Raw genomic sequence first — 19,909 nt, forward strand, 5'->3', positions numbered from 1 at the left:
AAAGAATATATACCCTATAATAATTTAACAACATTATCTAAATATATAATAGATTATATGTAAATATATATTTTTATTTTTTATAAAGTTTAAATACCTCTGTTAATATCAAAATCACCACGCATACCAGTAAGAATATAGCCTATATTTTCCATATTATTTTTAAGGCTTTTAACTCCTTCAGCTGATTCGCTTCCTGTGGCAATTTTATCATTATAAAGCAAATATTTTTTTCTTACATTCATAGGAGATAAATTAGGCATAACAACATTAGCTCCATAAAGTATGCCCATTTCACGTCCGCCTTCTTTAATAGTACCTAAAGCAGTAGTTGCTGGTATCAATGATAAAGGAAAAATTAAACGAAGTATGCTTATTAATATTAATGTAAGCTCCAACTCTCCTTTTTTTTCATTAGCAAAAGGTGTGTCTTTATGAGGTAAAAAAGGCCCAATACCTATCATCTCTGGTTTTATCTCCTGCATAAAAATTAAATCATCAGCGATATTTTCCAAAGTTTGATAAGGGCTTCCAACCATTATACCTGTACCTGTTTGATATCCTAATTTTTTCAAAGTTCTTAAACACTCTTTTCTATTTTCTAAACTCATATCATCAGGGTGAAGTTTTGAATAGTGAATATCATTAGAGGTTTCATGTCTGAGCAAAAATCTATTAGCACCTTTTTCTTTTAATACTTTATAATACTCTTCTTCTTTTTCACCTATTGATAATGTTAAAGCACAATCTGTATATTTTGTTTTAATTGCTTCTACTATATCAGACATAATTTCTAAATTATAATAAGGATCTTCTCCGCCCTGAAGTACAAAGGTTCTAAATCCTATTTCATAACCAAGTTCGCAGCATGACAAAATATCTTCTTTATTTAGTCTGTATCTTTCTGCATTTTTATTACTTTTTCTTATTCCGCAGTATATACAGTCATTCTTACAATAATTAGTAAACTCTATAAGCCCGCGCATAAAAACATATTTGCCGAATACTTTATCAGCTTTTTCTCTTGCCTTTACTCTTAAATATTCTTTTAATTTCTTTACTTCCTCTTTTTCTTCATCATTTAAATTCTTTATATTGATATTATTATCATATTCAAAAGATGATAAAAGAGTTAAAGCATCTTCTTTTGATATTTTTTCTTCTATTTCTATTTTGTTAATAATTTCTTTTGTTTTATTTATATTAATCAAGTTTATATTTCCTTTTATGTAAAAAATATATTATTAATAATTTACTTTATTAAAAAATAATAAATCTATAAAATTACTTTTATATATATTGCACTCCATTAATCTTTGCTATAGTCATACCGTAATTAGTAATAGGCACATTCTGTTCTTCGCATATTCTTATTCTATTTAAAATATGTTTTCTAGTACCCATGCATCCTCCGCAATGTATAACTAAATCATATTTAGACAAATCATCTGGAAAATCATTACCTGCTACATAATCTATATTGAATTCAAAACCAAATTTCTTTTTTAATAGATTAGGAATTTTTACTCTCCCTATATCTCCTTCTAAAGGAACATGGGTACAGCTTTCTGCTATTAATATTTTACTCTCCTTTGTTAAATTATCTATAAAATCAGCACCTTTTTTATATATTTTCTCATCTCCTTTATAACGGGCAAATAATACAGAAAATGAAGTTAATAAACTTTCTTTAGGTTTTAATTTTTCCACTTCTTTAAAAACTTGAGAATCTGTTATTATTACTTTAGGTGCTTTGTTTAATGCTTTTAATGCATTTTCAAATTTATCAAAAGTCGAAGCCATTATCACAGCTTTATTGTCCAAAATATCTCTTATAGTTTGAACTTGAGGAAGAATCAATCTGCCTTTAGGGGCTTGAATATCCTGAGGCATAACAAGCATTACTATATCATCTTCTTTTATTATATGCCCTGTTATACTTATTTCTTCAGTTTTTGGAATTGTTAATTTTATAGCATCAATTAATTTATCTATATTAATTTTATTATTAGCATTTATTGAAACGGTTTCTAAATTAAAAATTTCTTTTATATTTTGTTCTGTTTTTTTATAATCAGCATTTAAATCTATTTTATTTAAAACCGCTATAATTGGTATCTCTAAACTTTCAAGTTTATTTTTCCATTTAAGCTCTAACGAATAATCATTATCCTCAAAAGAAGCATCAAATACAAGCAAAGCTATATCAGAAGATTCCATTGCTTTTTTTGTTCTTTCTATTCTTAAAGTTCCAAGCTCTCCCTCATCATCAAAGCCTGCAGTATCAACAATAGTACATGCTCCTATACCATTTATTTCTATTGCTTTTTTAACTGGGTCTGTAGTTGTTCCGGCAGTATCAGAAACTATTGCTATATCCTGATTGGCTATTGCATTTATAATACTAGATTTACCTGCATTTCTTCTTCCAAATATTGCAATATGAGTTCTATTTGAATTCGGTGTATCATTCATATTTTTCACATATCCTATTCATAAATAAAATCAATTCAGCTTTCTTAATGCATATATCAATAGATGCAATTAAGAAAACTGAATCAATTATAAAATGAGTAACCCTAAAAATTAAAATTTGAAATCTCTCCTTCCCTCATCTATGCCTTTTAAAGAATCTACTAATTTTGACTTTACCTTTTCATTAGGCACTTTTTCTATTTCATTTATTATAACTTTATCTATTGATTTTTTAGTTTCTTCTTTGGCATAATCATTCTCATATTCTTTTAAAGTTATTATAGCATTAGCCTGACAGAAATTTTTTATTTGTCCGCTTTTAGCAAAAGACATAAATCTATCACCTGTTCTTCCCTCTCTATAGCAAGCAGTACAGAAACTAGGAAGATAATCTATATCAGCAAGCCATTTTATAATATCATCAAGAGAACGGTTATCTGAAATTTCAAACTGTTTAGAATTCTCTTCTTCCTCTTCAACATATCCTCCAACGCTTGTTCTTGATCCTCCGCTTATTTGAGAAACTCCAACTTCCAAAACTTCTTCTCTTGATTTCTGACTCTCTCTTGTAGAAACAATAATACCAGTATAAGGAACGGCAATTCTTAAAACAGCAACTATTTTTTTGAATAAGCTATCAGTAATAGCATTAGGAAAACTTTTAACATCAACATCATCAGCAGGTCTTATTCTTGGTACGCTTATAGTATGAGGGCCGCATCCAAAGGTATCCTCCAAATGTTTAGCATGATAAAGCATAGCAGTAAAATCATATTTATAATTATAAAGCCCGAATAATACTCCTATACCAACATCATCAATTCCAGCTTCCATAGCTCTGTCCATTGCCTCTGTATGATATTCATAATTGCTTTTTGGACCGCTTGGGTGAACTTTCTCATAAGTTGGTTTATGATATGTTTCTTGAAATAATACATAAGTACCAATACCAGCATCTTTTAACTTCTTATAATTTTCTACTGTAGTTGCGGCAATATTAACATTAACCCTTCTAATTGCTCCGTTTTTATGCTTAATGCTGTATATTGTTTTTATTGATTCAAGTAAATATTCCATACTAGCATAATCAGGATCTTCTCCGGTTTCTAATGCAAGTCTTTTATGTCCCATATCCTGCAATGCTATAACTTCAGCTCTAATCTCATCTTGAGTTAATTGCTTTCTAGCTATATGTTTGTTCTTAGCATGATAAGGACAATAAACACAGCCATTAATACAATAGTTTGATAAATAAAGTGGAGCAAATAAAACTATTCTTTTTCCGTATATTTCTAATTTTATTTTCTTAGCTATTTCAAACATTTCATTTTCAGCATCTTTATAATCGCAAAGAAGTAGAGCTAATGCCTCATTAGGTTCAAGACCTTTCATCTCTTTAGCCTTATCCAATATATTTCTTATATTGTAATTACCGCTTTCTACTTGAGATATGGTTTTTAGAATTTCTTCATCATTAATAAATTCATTTGCATTTCTTGATTTTGAATCGTACTTAAACAAAGCAGCAGAAGACATGATATAAACTCCTAATAATTAAACTGATAATATTTAAACTAGTTATTACTTTTTACTTGCATAAAGTGCTTTTGCAGAAACACCTTCAAGCATACCAAGTTTGCCTGTTAAACTATTAATTTTATCATTAGGAGCATTTAAGACGATACTGATTATATTTATATTCTCTTCTCTATAAGGAATTCCCATCCTTCCTATAATAAAATCGCTGTAATCATGCAGAATTTCATTAACTTTTGAAATATTTTCTGTTTTTTCTACTATTATTCCTACAACAGCAATTCTATTATTTTCCATAGGCTAATAAATCAGATAATATAAATTTTTTAATAAATCCCTTTATGATAAACCTTAATAGTTATTCACTTAGGTTAATAATATTATAATAATTATTTTTAATTTGTAAATAGATATTTTTTAAGTTTATCAATTTTTTATTGTTATTTAAATAAAAATATTACGCACGCAAAGCGGAGCTATAATTATACATTAATTATGCATTTCAAATTTCACTATATATAAAATTTTATCAAACGTGCGTTAATAAAAACTAAAAATTTAAATAACACTTGGGCGGGTGCTTTATTTTCTGATTTAGTAAAAAGATAAATATAAATTATAATTTCATAATTAAATAAAAAATATTAAAGGGCGGGGTATGTAATGAAAATTTTAAAATTTAATTATGCATACCCACACTTTAATTTTATAATATCAATTCAATTTTTAAATAATTTTTTAACTTAAAGTAAAATAATAATATTTATCTTTCTATTCTAAAGAAACTCATAACGGAATGAAGCTCTTTAGCATCATCATATAAAGCTAGTGATGAAGCTGTAGACTGTTCCACTAATGCTGCATTCTCTTGTGTTATAGAATCCATTTCTGTTACTGCTTTATTTACCTGAGCTACTCCTGACTGCTGTTCTAATGCTGCTGAACTAATATCTCTTATAATATTAGCTGTTTCATCTATCTCAGTTTTTATATTCATAAATAGCTCTTCCTGACTCTCTACTATCTTATTAGCTTTATTAATCTTTTCATATACTTGATTGACTAATTCTGTGATATCTTTAGCCGAATCCTGACTGCTCTGTGCCAAACTTCTTACCTCTGAAGCTACTACCGCAAAACCTTTACCTTGATCACCTGCTCTTGCTGCTTCTACTGCCGCATTCAAAGCTAATATATTAGTTTGGAATGCTATACCTTCTATAACTTTAATGATATCTTTAATCTTCTCACTATCAGCATTAACTTCATTCATACTTCTAACTGTTTCTGATACAACTGATGTAGCATTATCTATAGACTCTCTACAATGATTCATCATTTCATTGCCTTTTACAGAATTATTTGTCGCCATAGATATTGCTGAAGATATTTCCTCCATAGATGAAGCTGTTTCTTCTAGATTCGCCGCTGTATTCTCTGATCTTCTTGATAAATCTTTATTGCCGGCTGCTAAATTATTTGCGGCAAGGGACATCTTATCTGCATTATTTAAAGTTGTTTCTATTACTTCTATAAGTTTTGTACGCATAGAGGTAAATGATCTTGATAATATTCCTAGCTCATCTTTTCTATTTAAAGGCTTTCTATTAATTACAAGTTTTCCTTCTTCTATCTCTTTAGCCTCTTCAACTATTATATTTAAAGGTTTTATTATACTCCTAGTAAATAGGAATACTACTAATGTCATAAAAATCATTGATATTATACCTATAATAACACTAGTTATTACTATAGATTTATTTATCTCATAAATTTCTTCCTCATCCATAGCATAAGCTACTATCCAAGTATGAATTCTAATTTTTTTATAATATCCCAATCTTTTATGATTATTAAAAATATATTCTATATTTCCTTCTAAACTTCCAGACTTAAATATATTATCATATTCATTAGGAGCATCTTTAGCTACCTCATTTATATCAGTGTCCATTACAACTTTAAGCTGATCATTAACTGCTACTATTCTTCCGCTTCTTCCCAACTTTATATTACTGAAATAATTTTTATGTATAATAGATGATCTAACTATCAATACCAAATAACCTATAATATTATTTTCAAAGTCTAATATTTGAGTACCTATAGATACAGTATACTCACCTGTATCTGCTGATTTTCTCATATTATTTCCAATGGCATATTCCTGACCAGCTTTTAATTTATTCCACATACCGGGTCTAAATTCTGCCATACTTTGACCTGTTAATTCATTTTTTTTATCTAATAATATACTGCCGTTTACATCTACAACATAAATATTTTCTAAATACTCATTTCTTTTTATAAATAAATTTAAGTCCATTAATCCTAAACTTCTATAATTTTCATCTCTGTTTATAAGATAATTTCTAATATTAGCACTGCTGGAATAAGCAACTGAAACCATAACCTGAGAATTTAATATAGAATTAAACAAATTAGCGTACCCTTCTACTGTATTCTTAAAACCTGTATCTGTACTTTGAGTTATTCCTTTATTTGAAAAAAATACAGATGCACTTAATAAAAAAGCTAACATTATTATAGACATTAAACTAATAGTAATTGGCATTTTAAAAGACAAACTACTAAATCTACTCATTATTCAAACTCCTAAGATATTCAGATATTTATTTAAGATAAATACGAAAATAATAATAGAATACATAATAATAAATAGTATAGTAAAAACTATTAGCCTTGTCAATTAAATAATATTTAAGTATACATAAAAAATAAATATTAATATTATTATATAGAAAAAACTTCAATATAAAGTTACTCTATATAATAATATTTTTTTAAAATTATTTTTCTATTTTAAAGAAACTCATAACAGACTGAAGTTCTTTAGCATCATCGTATAAAGCAAGTGATGAAGCTGTAGACTCTTCTACTAATGCAGCATTTTCCTGGGTTATAGAATCCATTTCCATTACTGCTTTATTTACCTGTGCAACTCCTGACTGCTGTTCTAAAGCTGCTGAACTGATATCTTTAATGATATTTGCTGTTTCATCTATCTCATTTTTTATACTCAAGAATAATTCTTCCTGACTTTCTACTATCTTATTAGCTCTATTAATCTTTTCATATACTTGATTCACTAACTCTGTAATATCTTTAGCTGAATCCTGACTGCTCTGTGCTAAACTTCTTACTTCGCTTGCTACCACAGCAAAGCCTTTACCCTGATCACCTGCTCTAGCTGCTTCTACTGCTGCATTCAAAGCTAATATATTAGTTTGAAAAGCTATTCCCTCAATAACTTTAATAATATCTTTAATCTTTTCACTATCAGCATTAACCTCATTCATACTTCTAACTGTTTCTGATACAACTGATGTAGCATTATCTATTGACTCCTTACAATGATTCATCATTTCATTACCTTTTACAGAATTATTTGTTGCCATAGATATAGCCGAAGCTATTTCCTCCATAGATGATGCTGTTTCTTCAAGATTTGCTGCTGTATTTTCTGATTTATGAGCTAAATCCTTATTTCCAGAGGCAAGACTATTAGCAGCTTGAGACATTTTATCTGCATTATGTAAAGTTGTTTCTATTACCTCTATAAGTTTATATTTCATATCATGGAAAGAATGAGATAATTGTCCAAGTTCATCTTTTCTATTTAGTTTTCTTTTATGCATAATAAGTCTTCCAGAGGCTATCTCTTTAGCTTCTTCTACTATTATATTTAAAGGTTTTATTATGCTTCTAGTAAATAGGAATACTACAAATGTCATAAGAAGCATGGATATTACACCTATAATAACACTAGTTATTACTATAGATTTATTTATCTCATAAATTTCTTCCTCATCCATAGCATAAGCCACTATCCAAGGCTGAACACTCATTTTTTTATAATAACCAGCTCTTATATGATCATTAAAAGAATATTTTAATTCTCCATCTGTATTTGAACTTTGAATTATTGTATTATATTCACTTGGAGCTTGTTTATTTATTTCTGCAGAATCTGTATCCATTACAACTACAGATTTATTATTAACCGTTACTATTCTTCCTGTTTTCCCTAATCGTACATTACTGAAATAAGTGTCATATATAGACATTATTTTTATAATGGAAACCAAATAACCTACCAATTGATCATTATAATCAAGTATTCTTACCCCTAAAGATATTGTAAGATCACCTGTGGCAGCCGATTTAACAATATCATCTCCAAAGGCCGCTTCTTCGCCTGCTAATAATTTATTCATCATAGAAGGTCTTAAATCCATAAAATTTCTGCCTATTAATTGAGAGTTTCTATCAAAAATTATTACTCCGTTTGTATCCATTATAGAAATATTTTCTATAAAACTATTATTTTCTACAAATGAAGTTACATCTAAAAAAACATTATTACTATATACGGTCATATTTGAAAAGAAATTTTTAATATTAGCACCGCTTGTATATGATTTATTAAGCATTACCTGAGCATTTAATATAGAATCAAACAAATTAGCATAACCCGCAACAGTATTCTCAAAACCTGTATTAATACTCTCAGTTATTCCTTTATTTGAAAAGTATAATGAAGATGATAATAAAAACAATAACATTAATATAGACATTAAACTGATAGTAATTGGCAGTTTAAAAGACAGACTATAAAATTTACTCATAATTTACTCCTAACATTATTATAAAATTTTATATAAAATATAGATTGATAAAAATCAACAAAACCCTATATATAGTATATTCAAAAAAAAATAGTTGTCAATATAATAAAATATTTTTGATTTTTATTATTTATGTGACTATGTATATTTAAAGCATTAAATTAATAAATTAAATTTACTATTTAAGATAGTATAATGAGACTTTATATTGATTTTTTTATTATTTCTAATAAAAAATTGTTAGTATATATGAAATAATTTATAAAATAATCATAATTTTTATATTTAGTTTTAAAATATTAAAAAATGATTTTGTTTTTAATTTAAAAAGTATAATAAATAAATTGCCATATAATTTTATTATAGTTTATAAATAAAAAATCTCTAGCAATTAGTGTTAAAACATGCTAGAGATTTTAATAATTACATTTATATCTAAAATTAAATTATTATAAAAATTATTCACTCGAAATGTATAGTAAATAACTTTTTATATATTTAGTAAATTTACTATACTTTCAATAATTTTTATTTTTCTATACTAAAGAAATTAATAATTTCCTGTAAATGTCTGGCATCATCATATAATGACATAGAAGATGCAGTAGACTCTTCAACTAAAGCTGCATTTTCCTGAGTTAAAGTATCCATTTCCTGAACAGCTTTATTAACCTGAGCTACTCCTTCTTTTTGTTCTACTGCAGCTTCAGTGATGCTTCTTATTGTATCCGCCGTTTCTTCTATTTGTTCTTTTATTCCCACAAATAACTGTTCCTGACTTCCTACTATCTGATTTGCTCTGTTAATTTTTTCATATACCTGATTAATTAACTCTGTTATATCCTTAGCTGAATCTTGGCTGCTTTGTGCTAAGCTTCTTACTTCACTAGCAACTACAGCAAAACCTTTACCTTGATCTCCTGCACGAGCTGCTTCTACTGCGGCATTAAGTGCCAATATATTAGTTTGGAATGCTATTCCTTCTATAACCTTAATGATATTTTTTATTTTCTCACTATCTGCATTAACTTCACTTATACTTCTTACAGTTTCTTCAACTACTGACGCTGCATTTTCTATAGCTATTTTACAATCATTCATCATTTCATTTCCTTTAATGGAATTATTGATAGATACAGTGATTGCAGCTGCGATCTCTTCCATAAATGATCCTGTTTCTTCAATATTGCCTGCAGTACTTTCTGCTTTTTCTGCTAAATCTTTATTTCCAGTTGCAAGACTATTAGCAGCCTGAGCCATTCTACTAGACTCATTCAAAGAAGTTTCTATTATATCTATAAGCTTATATTTCATATTATGGAAAGATCTTGACAATTCACCAATCTCATCTTTTCTATTTACTTTTCTGCCATGCATAACAAGTCTGCCTTCTTCTATTTCTTTTGCTTCTTCAACAACTATACTAAGAGGTTTTGTAATTCTCCTAGCATACATAAACATAAATATAACTAAAGCAATTATAGAAAGAACAGCAACTAAAATACTTACAAAAACAGTAGTTCTTATCTGTTCAAATATTTCATCTTCATTCATAGCATAAGTTACTATCCAAGGCTGAACATCCATTTTCTTATAGTATCCTATTCTCAATATATTACCATTTTTATAACTGTAAGGACCTTCATCTGAAGCATTATTAAATATATTTTTATATGCCTCAGGTGCAGGCTTATTGATATTAGCAGGATCCATATCCATAGTAACTATAAAATTCTCATTAACAGCAACTATTCTTCCTGTTCTTCCTAATCTAACTTTTGAAAAATAATTATCATGTATAACTGAACCTTTAATAGTAGTAACTAAATAACCTATTGTATTATTTGTAAAGTCTGTAACTATAGAACCAACACCCAATGTTATTTCTCCTGAAACTGGTGATTCTCTAGGGCTTCCAAATGCAACTTTTTCTCCTGTTGAAAGTTTTCTCCATAAATCAGGTCTTATATCAGCCATATTTCTATTTCTTAAAGCTTCTGATGTAGTAAGTAAAACATTTCCATTTATATCTGTTAAATAAATACTTTCTGCATAGCTATTTTTTTCTATAAAATTAGTCATATCTCTTCCACTGTATACACTATAAACATCATCTCTAAAAATCATATAGTTTCTAATATTAGCATCACTTGCATAAGAGTTTGCAAGAAGCATTTGTGCTTCTGTTAAAGCATCTAATAAGTAAGCATATCCTTCTACTGTATTTCTAAATCCAACATTTATTGATTCTGTAATACCTTTACTTGAGAAAAATAACGAAATTACTAAGAGTATAATTATTATTATGCTACTTATACAACTAATAGACAAAGGCATTTTAAATGCTAAACTATTTAATTTTTTCATAGTTATGATCCCCTTAATAATTCTTTATGATAATAGATGTTAAAATATGATACATCCTATAATATAGTAAAAATTATCAACAATGTCAAATTATATTACAATAATTAGACTTTTATATGATAAAATATAAATACCATATATCACAATAAATAAAAATTAATTTTTAAATTTGAAGTATGATATATTATCTGCTATATTTCCTGTTTTATTTAATATTTCTTTACTTGATAAAGCACTATCATTTGCAAGCGAGCTATTTCTTTGTGTTATATCACTAATAGAAGAAACGCTAACATTAATCTGCTCTATATTATCCTTTTCTTCTTCTGCTGCATTTGATATATTTACCAACGCATCGGAAACATCTGTTACTAAATTATTTATTTCATTTAATAATGATGAAGATTCAGCGACAGTTTCGTATCCGGAATTTATTTTTTGAATTGTACTTTCAACTATATCTGTTATATCATCAGCTGCTTTAGAAGAAGTTTGAGCAAGATTTCTTACCTCGCTAGCTACAACAGCAAAACCCTTACCCTGTTCCCCAGCTCTAGCTGCTTCTACTGCTGCATTAAGTGCTAAAATATTAGTTTGAAATGCTATTGATTGTATCATTTTAATAATTTCCGAAATTTGTTTGCTTGCCTCTGATATTTCTTCCATATTTGATGAAGTTTTAGCCACCATTTCTACACCTCTAATACTGCATTCCAATGCTTTCTTACTTACTTCTTTAGCATTATTAGCATTATTAGTATTATTAGTATTATTATAAGTGTCCGCAATAGCAGATGAAAGAAATTCTATAGAACTTGCTAATTCATTAATAGATGATGATTGAGCAATAGTCTTATCCGATAAATCATTATTTCCTAAAGATATTTTTTCCATTTCAGCATTAATAGAATCTATATTTAGTTTTAAATTATAAATTACAGAACTAATATTTTTCTGCATATCATATATTGAAGATGATAAAGCATTGGCTATATTATTATTATGTTTTTTAGAATCATTCTCTTTAGTATCAAAATTACCTAAAGCCATATTATTTATATGATGAATAGCTTCATTTAAAGTATCTGTAATAGGTATAGTAATAACAGTTACCAAAATAACTTCCAAGCCTATAGATAAAAGAATAACTAAAAATAAGTAAAAAGTTAATTTATATATATTATTTTTTAACTCCTTGTCATTACCTTTAGCCACTATATACCAAGGAAAACCTTCTATTTCTTTAATACCATACCATTGATTTTTATATATAGATACTGCACTTCCATTTATCATCTTATTTTTAAGATCTGAAAATTCCGGCATATTAAAAGCAGAATATCTATCATTAAGCAAATAATCTTTATTGCTATGATTAAGATATCTGCCGTCAGATAATATTACAAAAAATTCATTATCTCTTCTATTTTAGAGAAATATACATCCAATGCAGCAACTCCTTTAATATTAGAGGCATTTCTAACTGCAATTGCCAAAGTAATAACAGATGAAGAAGTAGAAGCATCTGTATATGGTTCGCTAACATAAACATCATTTGTAATTATAGAATTAACATACCAATCTCTAGTGGTTTGATCATAATCACTTGGTATAGTATCAGGAATAGCTGTTATAAAAAATCCTCCATTAGCATAAGGAACATCTCCTCCAAAATAAACATCCACTAATTCATTATCTGATGATTTCATTTTATAAACAGCCGACATCATATCATTGATTGTCATATCTGTTTCAAAAAAACTATTGACAGTTTTTAATTGAATCTTATATTCAGATATCCAACCTAATATATCTAATGAAGCATTATCCATAATATCATATATACTATACAAAAAATTTTCTTTATACTGCTTATAATAAGTTATATATACAGGAACACAAATCAATACAAAAAATATAAAATATGGAATGACAAATTTTAATATAATCATGCTTCTTTTTACTCTTTTTTCTGTCTTAAGCATATCAATACTCCTAAAATATATAAAAAAATTGATATACATAATATAAAATAAAATATTATTGTCAATCAAAATTTATTTATTATATAATTACATTACTACTTTTAAAGTTAATTAATAATTATTTTTTATAGTTTTAAGTTTTTATAATCATAATTCAAATGCTATAAATTTAATATAATTTGACTAATTATTTTTTTATTATAGAATATTTTTATTATGGAAAAAATCATTAGAAGAATAGCATTAACTATAATATATACTTTGTTATTATCTATAATAGCAGTTTCAATTATATTTATACCAAAAGGATATAATTTTTATAAATACTGCAAAGAATATATTAATAAACCTTTTTCAGAAAATGAATTGCATATAAATGAAGAACGTGCCTTAAAAATATATGATAGAAACTCAATACTAATATCAACAATATTTCCAAAGCATGGCGGTTTTTTTGAAGAAGTAAAATATAATGATTTATCAACAAATTTAATAAATGCTGTAATAAGTGCTGAAGATAAAAATTTCTTCAATCACAGTGGAATAGATTATAAAGCTATAATAAGAGCATTTTTATCAAATCTTATAAGCGGTAAAGTGGTATCAGGTGGAAGTACTATAACTCAGCAGCTTGCAAAAAATATTATTCCTCGTGAAAGAACATATATAAATAAATTTTATGAAGCACTTGATGCGATAAGATTAGAAAGAAATCTCACAAAAGAGCAAATACTCACAGAATATTTAAATAGAGTATTTTTTGGAAATAACTGTTATGGTGTAGGTGCTGCAAGCGATTTGTACTTTCATAAAAAAGCAAAAGATTTAAATATCAATGAATCTGCAATGCTTGCTTCTATAATAAAATCGGGTACTAAATTTAATCCTTATAAATATGGAGAAAGATTAAAATCAAGAAGAATATATGTACTTGGAGAAATGAAAAATAATAATTTCATAACAGAAGAAAATTATAACAAATATACAAATGAAAAATTAAAAATTTTTGATGATAAAGAAAAATACACTTTCAAAGCTCCTCATTTTACAATGTATGCAAAAGAATCATTAGAGCAATTAAAATATACTGGAGTAACTGAATTAAGAACAACATTAGATTATAAAATGCAAAAGGAAGCTGTATTAGTTATAAGCAACTCTAGTCAGTCGCTTCATACATTCAATGTAAGAAATATATCCTGCGTGATACTTAATGCCAAAACAGGAGAAGTACTTTCAATGATAGGTTCTATGGATTACTTTGATGCAGAAACCCACGGAGCAGTTAATGGAGCTACTGCATTAAGACAAGCAGGAAGTACTTTAAAACCTTTTATGTATGCATATTTATTTGATAAAGGAGAATCACCTGCTTCAGTTATAGCCGATATAAAAACTCATATAAATTCACCTGGCGGAGATTATATACCAGAAAATTTTGACCATAAATATAGAGGTCCTGTTACCATAAGAGATGCATTAGCTAATTCACTTAATATACCTGCTGTTAAATGGCTTGCAAGATACAGTATAAAAGATTTTCAAAATATACTTTTAAAATCCGGATTAAGTTCTATAGATAAAAATCCTGATTATTATGGTTATTCTTTAGTTTTGGGAAGTGCTGAAGTGCGTTTAATAGATTTAGCTTCAGCATATACAATATTTCCAAATTCAGGAACATTTATAAATAATTATTCTATAACTTCACTAAAAAAAGCCAACGGAGAAGTTATTACTCTACCTAAAAAAACTACAAGAAAAGTAATATCTGAAGAAAGTGCATATTTAATAACAAGCATACTATCAGATAGAAATGCCAGAATGGGTTCATTTAGAAGCTATAAAGGAATAGTTTATCCATTTTCTATAGCTATAAAAACTGGAACGTCAAAAGGATCAAGAGATGCTTGGGCTATAGGATACACTAAAGATTATATAGTTGGAATTTGGCTTGGTGATTTTGCAGGAAGCGAGATGATTAATATAACTGGAGGAAACGGAGCTGTTCCTATACTTTATGATTTATTTACTATGCTCAATAAAAGCCAGAAAGAAACTAAATGGAATAAGCCTGATACTATAGTAAAAAGAGAAATTTGTCTTATAAGCGGAAAACTTAGAGGAGAGTTCTGCAAAGAAACAAGAATGGAAGAGTTTTCTCATATAAATGTACCAAAAGAAGAATGCGATGTACATAATCTATATATAAAAACAAATTATGACGGTTCTATCAGTGAAAAAGTATTTGTAAACCTTCCAAGCGAATATAATGGCTGGATTAGAGAACAGCAAATAGAACGCCCTACTTCAGAATGGACAAAAGTTAATAATATTTATGCATACAATAGAATGAAAAATACTATCAATAATCAAAATAGAAGCTTAGAAACTCATACTGATAATACTACAGAAAATATTAATAGTAATGTAGAAAATGCTTTTATGTACGATTCAGCTGAAAGGCCTCAAATGAATTTAAATGCTGTTCCTTCTTATGCATCATCTGAAAGAACTGTAAATATAAAAGAACGTCTATCAATAAAAGAACCTACAGACAACTCCGTTTATAAAATAGATTCTACACTTCCTATAGAATATCAAAATATATTCATATCTTCATATATACCCAAGAATGTTGTAAGTGCAAATCTATATTGCAATAAAGAAATAATAGCAAATATCGATGATTTAAAAAAACAATACATAAGATGGAATTTAAAACAAGGTGATTACACTTTTTATATAGAAGCAAAAACAGAAGAAGGAGAAACTATAAAAAGTTCGCCTGTTAAAATATATGTACAGTAAAAAAAAACAGTATTGAATAATTTTTATAATACCGATAATATCAATAGTGTAATATGTATTTTTCTATGGAGTTTTATTTATGTTGAATAAAAAAATTATTTCTATATTGTTAATGCTTTCTATAGCTTTTAGTTTGCAGTCAGCTTATAAAACAAATCAATATATGAAAGTAGTAGATGTAAAAGGAAAAGTAAAAATATCTTCTCAAAAGGCTATAGTAAAACCTGCACAAAACGGCGATTTATTATTCAGCAAAGATAATATTTCCACTGAAGCAAATTCTTCTCTTACTTCATATTTAGAGAGCAATAATATATTTAAAGTCAAAGGAAACTCATCATTAAATATTGATGAATCTTATGACAAAACAGGCAATACAAAATTGCATTTAAATAAAGGCGATTTCTTAATTGCAGCTTCATCTAATGCTAAACCAGATTCTATCATAATTTCTACTTCAAATGCTAATATTAAAGTATCAGGAGTAGCTGCTGTAACATATAATAATGGAAACACAAAAGCACAATTCTTATATGGAGATGGCGAAGTAAATGGTACTAAAGTTAATCAATTTATGGAAGCTAATATAGATAATTCAAATAAAATATCTATAAAAAATATAGAATTAAATCAAGATTTAACTAATACTATAAATGAAATAGCTTCGATGCCTTATATTGAAACTGTTGTACCTGAAAAAATAAATATTAATAATATAAAAAATCAAGCAAGCACTGAAACTAATACTGTAGCAGAAATTACATCTATAGATTACGTAGGAAATACTAACGAAAATATAACTACATTTATTATAACTAATGAAATAAGAAAATAATTCGGAATAAACTAATCATAATATAAAAATATATAATATTAGATATAAAATTCCGATATACTAATAATGAAATATTTAAAGAGTGAGAAAATTGAGCAGTAAAACAACAGAATTTTATAAAACATTCACACATTGCATTCCTTCAGATAAAGAGATAGCCAAGAAAGAAGATGAAATATTAGAAAATATAATAAATATGTCTAATAAAGAAATGGCAGCTTATATGAGGCAGCATATAGCAAAATTAACTTATTATCGTAAAAATTTCTTAGATGCAGAAACTGCAGAACTTATATCTAAAATGCTTTTGGAAATAAGCTTTGTATTGAGGATACAATATATTAATTATTTAAAAGATAAAGAAAATAATACACTAAGAAATGATGATTATGATGTAAATAGCCTATCTAAAATACTTCAGCTTTTGATATCAGAAATAGCTATGATAATATCAGCTAAAGAATATGAAACAAACAATATGTTCAATAATTTTAATTCTTTAAAATCTGATACTACCATAGGACATAGCATTAGAATATTTATAATGATAATTGAATCAGTAAATTTCTTTAATAAGAAACTTAATCAAGGTGCTGCCAATAAAATGAGAATTGATTTCAAAAAAACATATTATAAATACTCAGAAAGAATATATCAAAGATATAATTTAATCAATGAGGTAAATACATTAGATTCAAATGTAAAATTAGGCGTAAGAAAAATAGAAAACAATACTATCTCAGAAATTGCCATAGGAGTATTGATGCATGATATTTCTTTGGATAAGTCAAAAGATTATATACCATTACCAAACGAAGAAAAAGATAATCATTCTATAAAAGATTATGGGTTTGCTAAATATTTTATGAGAGGTAATGAAGGAGTTGCTTTAACTGTATCTTTACATCATGAATATTATAGTCATGGATACGGACTTTTCACAGAATTATATAAAGCAGTATTAAGAAGAAATCCTCATCATAAAATAGAATATATAGTGTCTTATGATTATAAAGATATATTAACATTGCAAAGCCTTACATATCTGCCTGCAAAAATGCTTGAAGTAATTGATGTTTATGATACCCTTACAAAAAGTATGAATAAAACTCCAAAAGAAGCTATTTTATTTATGACAGAAAATTTCTTGGAAAAAGATATAATGCTTGATCCTATAATTACAGATATATTTATAGAATATTTAAAAGAAATGAAAAGAATAAAACTATAATAAATTAAAAATAATTTTTAATAATTTCTTTTATACCTTCTTTATCCAATTTATAAATTTTTAAAAGCTCATTTCTAGTAGCAACTTCAAAAAACTTATCAGGCAAAGCATGAATTTTTACACTTTTATATATTTCATTATCAGACATTAATTCTAATATAGCACTTCCAATACCGCCTTTTTTTATGCTTTCTTCTATTATTAAAATTTTATCTGATTTTCTAATCATATTTAAAATAGTTTCTTCATCAAGAGGCTTTAAAGTAGAAAGATTTAATATTGAACAGTCAAAATTAATTTCATCAACGGCATCAACTATATCAATAAGAGTAGGACCATAACTAATTATAAGATTTTTTTGTTTATTAGATTCCCTTACAATATGAGCATGTCCTATCTCAAAATTATCTGATACAATATTTGCTTTTAATTCTCTAACAGCCGATTTATTATACCTCATAACCGTAGGACCTTTATACTCTACAGATTTTTTTACCATATCCCTGAAATCTTTTTCTCCAACCGGAGCCATAATTGTAATATTAGGTACAATCCTTAAAAAAGAAACATCGAATACCCCTTGATGAGTATCTCCGTCTTCAGGAACAAACCCTGCCCTATCTATCATAAGTTTAACATTAGCATTCATTATTCCAATATCATGTATAACCTGATCATATCCTCTTTGCAAAAATGTAGAATACAAGCATACAAAAGGTATTATACCCATTTCAGAAAGTCCTACAGCAAAAGTAATGGCATGCTGTTCTGCTATACCTACATCAAAGAATCTATCTTTAAAAAGTTTTGCATATTCAGTTAAACCAGTACCCGATTCCATAGCAGCAGTTATTGCAACAACATTTTTATTTTCTTCGGCTGTTTTTATTATGCATTCTCCTGCTAAATTAGAAAAAGTTTTTGAAGAAGATTTATTTTTTAATTCTCCAGTTTCTATATCAAAAGGTCCTATACCATGAAATTTAGATGGATTTTCTTCTGCTATTTTATATCCCTTACCTTTAATAGTATTAACCTGAACTAATCTAGGTCCTCTTATTGATTTTGCCTTCTGAAAAGTACTGATTAAATCTTCAAAATTATGACCATCAACAGGACCGAAATATTTAAATCCCATTTCTCTGAAGGCAATTCCAGGAGCTACAAAAGTTCTTATAGCACCCTTTCCCCTATCTATAAATTCATTAGCAATATCTCCAAAAGGCAAAGTGGATACAAGCCCCCTAACCTTCTCTGATGCTTCCTGAACTAAACTATCATTCAATGTAGTATTTAAAAATTTAGATATAGCACCTATATTTTTACCTATAGACATTTCATTATTATTCAAAACAATTATTATATCTGTATTTGTATTTGCAATATTATTCATAGCTTCCAAAGCCATTCCGCCTGTCATAGCACCGTCCCCAATAATAGCTATAACTTCGCCTCTAAGTCCTAAAAGCTCCTTTGAACATGCTAATCCGTAAGCAAATGATAATGAAGTAGATGAATGTCCTGTTTCTTCAATATCATGTTCAGATTCCATTCTTTTAGGAAATCCGGATATACCGCCGTAACTTCTTAAAGTGTTAAATTTATCTTTTCTTCCTGTGAGAATTTTATGAGTATATGACTGATGCCCTACATCAAATATAAAAGCATCTTTAGGAGAATCAAATAAATAATGAAGTACCAAAGTTAAATCTACAACTCCTAAATTACTTCCTAAATGTCCGCCTGTATTAGATACATTATTTATTAAAAACTCTCTTATCTCTGAAGCTAATAATTTTAATTGCTCTATATCTAAATTTTTTATATCTGAAGGAGTATTGATAGATTCTAAGTACATACACAACCCTATGATTAAAATTATAAATTTAATTATAACCATAAAACATTTTATTTCAATATATTAAAAATATATAAATGATAAATTTGCATGGGTGCCATACATATTGCATTTAAGTATTCCTTATCTTTTTGAAGTATAACATAGGTGTATCATAATTTA

At 27.2% G+C, this 19,909-nt stretch carries 13 protein-coding genes; 3 read left to right on the forward strand and 10 right to left on the reverse strand.

What is annotated here, in order from left to right; all coding sequences use genetic code 11:
* Positions 1-89: 89 nt before the first annotated feature.
* The 9 genes from hydE to Q0K19_RS13045 all read right to left on the reverse strand — a co-directional run bounded on the left by hydE (position 90) and on the right by Q0K19_RS13045 (position 13,012).
* On the reverse strand, positions 90-1,211 hold the full coding sequence (gene hydE, locus Q0K19_RS13005; RefSeq protein ID WP_297248636.1) for a [FeFe] hydrogenase H-cluster radical SAM maturase HydE: 1,122 nt from the start codon (positions 1,209-1,211) through the stop codon (positions 90-92).
* Between the two features lie 79 nt (positions 1,212-1,290).
* Positions 1,291-2,475, reverse strand: a complete 1,185-nt coding sequence (hydF, locus tag Q0K19_RS13010; protein ID WP_297248639.1) for a [FeFe] hydrogenase H-cluster maturation GTPase HydF — start codon at positions 2,473-2,475, stop codon at positions 1,291-1,293.
* A gap of 111 nt (positions 2,476-2,586) precedes the next feature.
* A complete protein-coding gene (gene hydG, locus Q0K19_RS13015) occupies positions 2,587-4,011 on the reverse strand; it encodes a [FeFe] hydrogenase H-cluster radical SAM maturase HydG (RefSeq protein WP_297248641.1) in 1,425 nt (474 codons plus the stop codon).
* A gap of 45 nt (positions 4,012-4,056) precedes the next feature.
* Positions 4,057-4,308: a TM1266 family iron-only hydrogenase system putative regulator gene (locus Q0K19_RS13020; RefSeq protein ID WP_297248643.1), complete on the reverse strand. Its 252-nt coding sequence runs from the start codon at positions 4,306-4,308 to the stop codon at positions 4,057-4,059.
* Positions 4,309-4,774: 466 nt separating this feature from the next.
* On the reverse strand, positions 4,775-6,616 hold the full coding sequence (locus Q0K19_RS13025) for a methyl-accepting chemotaxis protein (RefSeq protein ID WP_297248645.1): 1,842 nt from the start codon (positions 6,614-6,616) through the stop codon (positions 4,775-4,777).
* Between the two features lie 205 nt (positions 6,617-6,821).
* Entirely contained in the window at positions 6,822-8,660 is a 1,839-nt protein-coding gene (locus Q0K19_RS13030; RefSeq protein ID WP_297248647.1) for a methyl-accepting chemotaxis protein, read from the reverse strand.
* 528 nt (positions 8,661-9,188) lie between these two features.
* Positions 9,189-11,027 (reverse strand): methyl-accepting chemotaxis protein, encoded by a 1,839-nt coding sequence (locus Q0K19_RS13035; RefSeq protein WP_297248649.1) that lies wholly within the window; start codon positions 11,025-11,027, stop codon positions 9,189-9,191.
* 156 nt (positions 11,028-11,183) lie between these two features.
* On the reverse strand, positions 11,184-12,383 hold the full coding sequence (locus Q0K19_RS13040) for a methyl-accepting chemotaxis protein (protein ID WP_297248651.1): 1,200 nt from the start codon (positions 12,381-12,383) through the stop codon (positions 11,184-11,186).
* A gap of 44 nt (positions 12,384-12,427) precedes the next feature.
* Complete coding sequence (locus tag Q0K19_RS13045) at positions 12,428-13,012, reverse strand: PDC sensor domain-containing protein (protein ID WP_297248653.1); 585 nt, start codon at positions 13,010-13,012, stop codon at positions 12,428-12,430.
* A gap of 216 nt (positions 13,013-13,228) precedes the next feature.
* Between Q0K19_RS13045 and pbpC the strand changes: the two genes are divergently transcribed.
* From pbpC to Q0K19_RS13060, 3 genes are all read left to right on the forward strand, one after another.
* Positions 13,229-15,823, forward strand: a complete 2,595-nt coding sequence (gene pbpC, locus Q0K19_RS13050) for a penicillin-binding protein 1C (RefSeq protein WP_297248655.1) — start codon at positions 13,229-13,231, stop codon at positions 15,821-15,823.
* A gap of 79 nt (positions 15,824-15,902) precedes the next feature.
* Positions 15,903-16,658, forward strand: a complete 756-nt coding sequence (locus tag Q0K19_RS13055; protein ID WP_297248657.1) for a FecR domain-containing protein — start codon at positions 15,903-15,905, stop codon at positions 16,656-16,658.
* A gap of 82 nt (positions 16,659-16,740) precedes the next feature.
* Positions 16,741-17,889 (forward strand): hypothetical protein, encoded by a 1,149-nt coding sequence (locus Q0K19_RS13060; RefSeq protein ID WP_297248659.1) that lies wholly within the window; start codon positions 16,741-16,743, stop codon positions 17,887-17,889.
* Positions 17,890-17,893: 4 nt separating this feature from the next.
* Here Q0K19_RS13060 and dxs read toward each other — a convergent pair whose 3' ends face one another.
* Positions 17,894-19,747 (reverse strand): 1-deoxy-D-xylulose-5-phosphate synthase, encoded by a 1,854-nt coding sequence (dxs, locus tag Q0K19_RS13065; protein WP_297248662.1) that lies wholly within the window; start codon positions 19,745-19,747, stop codon positions 17,894-17,896.
* Positions 19,748-19,909: the final 162 nt, after the last annotated feature.

The sequence above is a fragment of the uncultured Brachyspira sp. genome (genome assembly GCF_944393015.1).
Lineage (GTDB): Bacteria > Spirochaetota > Brachyspiria > Brachyspirales > Brachyspiraceae > Brachyspira.

What these genes read in the sequence shown, in the direction of transcription:
- hydF (WP_297248639.1), bottom strand. Translation starts at nt 2,475, where the DNA reads ATGAATGATACACCGAATTCAAATAGAACTCATATTGCAATATTTGGA.
- Q0K19_RS13020 (WP_297248643.1), bottom strand. Translation starts at nt 4,308, where the DNA reads ATGGAAAATAATAGAATTGCTGTTGTAGGAATAATAGTAGAAAAAACA.
- Q0K19_RS13055 (WP_297248657.1), top strand. Translation starts at nt 15,903, where the DNA reads ATGTTGAATAAAAAAATTATTTCTATATTGTTAATGCTTTCTATAGCT.
- Q0K19_RS13035 (WP_297248649.1), bottom strand. Translation starts at nt 11,027, where the DNA reads ATGAAAAAATTAAATAGTTTAGCATTTAAAATGCCTTTGTCTATTAGT.
- pbpC (WP_297248655.1), top strand. Translation starts at nt 13,229, where the DNA reads ATGGAAAAAATCATTAGAAGAATAGCATTAACTATAATATATACTTTG.
- dxs (WP_297248662.1), bottom strand. Translation starts at nt 19,747, where the DNA reads ATGTACTTAGAATCTATCAATACTCCTTCAGATATAAAAAATTTAGAT.
- Q0K19_RS13045 (WP_297248653.1), bottom strand. Translation starts at nt 13,012, where the DNA reads ATGCTTAAGACAGAAAAAAGAGTAAAAAGAAGCATGATTATATTAAAA.
- hydG (WP_297248641.1), bottom strand. Translation starts at nt 4,011, where the DNA reads ATGTCTTCTGCTGCTTTGTTTAAGTACGATTCAAAATCAAGAAATGCA.
- Q0K19_RS13030 (WP_297248647.1), bottom strand. Translation starts at nt 8,660, where the DNA reads ATGAGTAAATTTTATAGTCTGTCTTTTAAACTGCCAATTACTATCAGT.
- Q0K19_RS13025 (WP_297248645.1), bottom strand. Translation starts at nt 6,616, where the DNA reads ATGAGTAGATTTAGTAGTTTGTCTTTTAAAATGCCAATTACTATTAGT.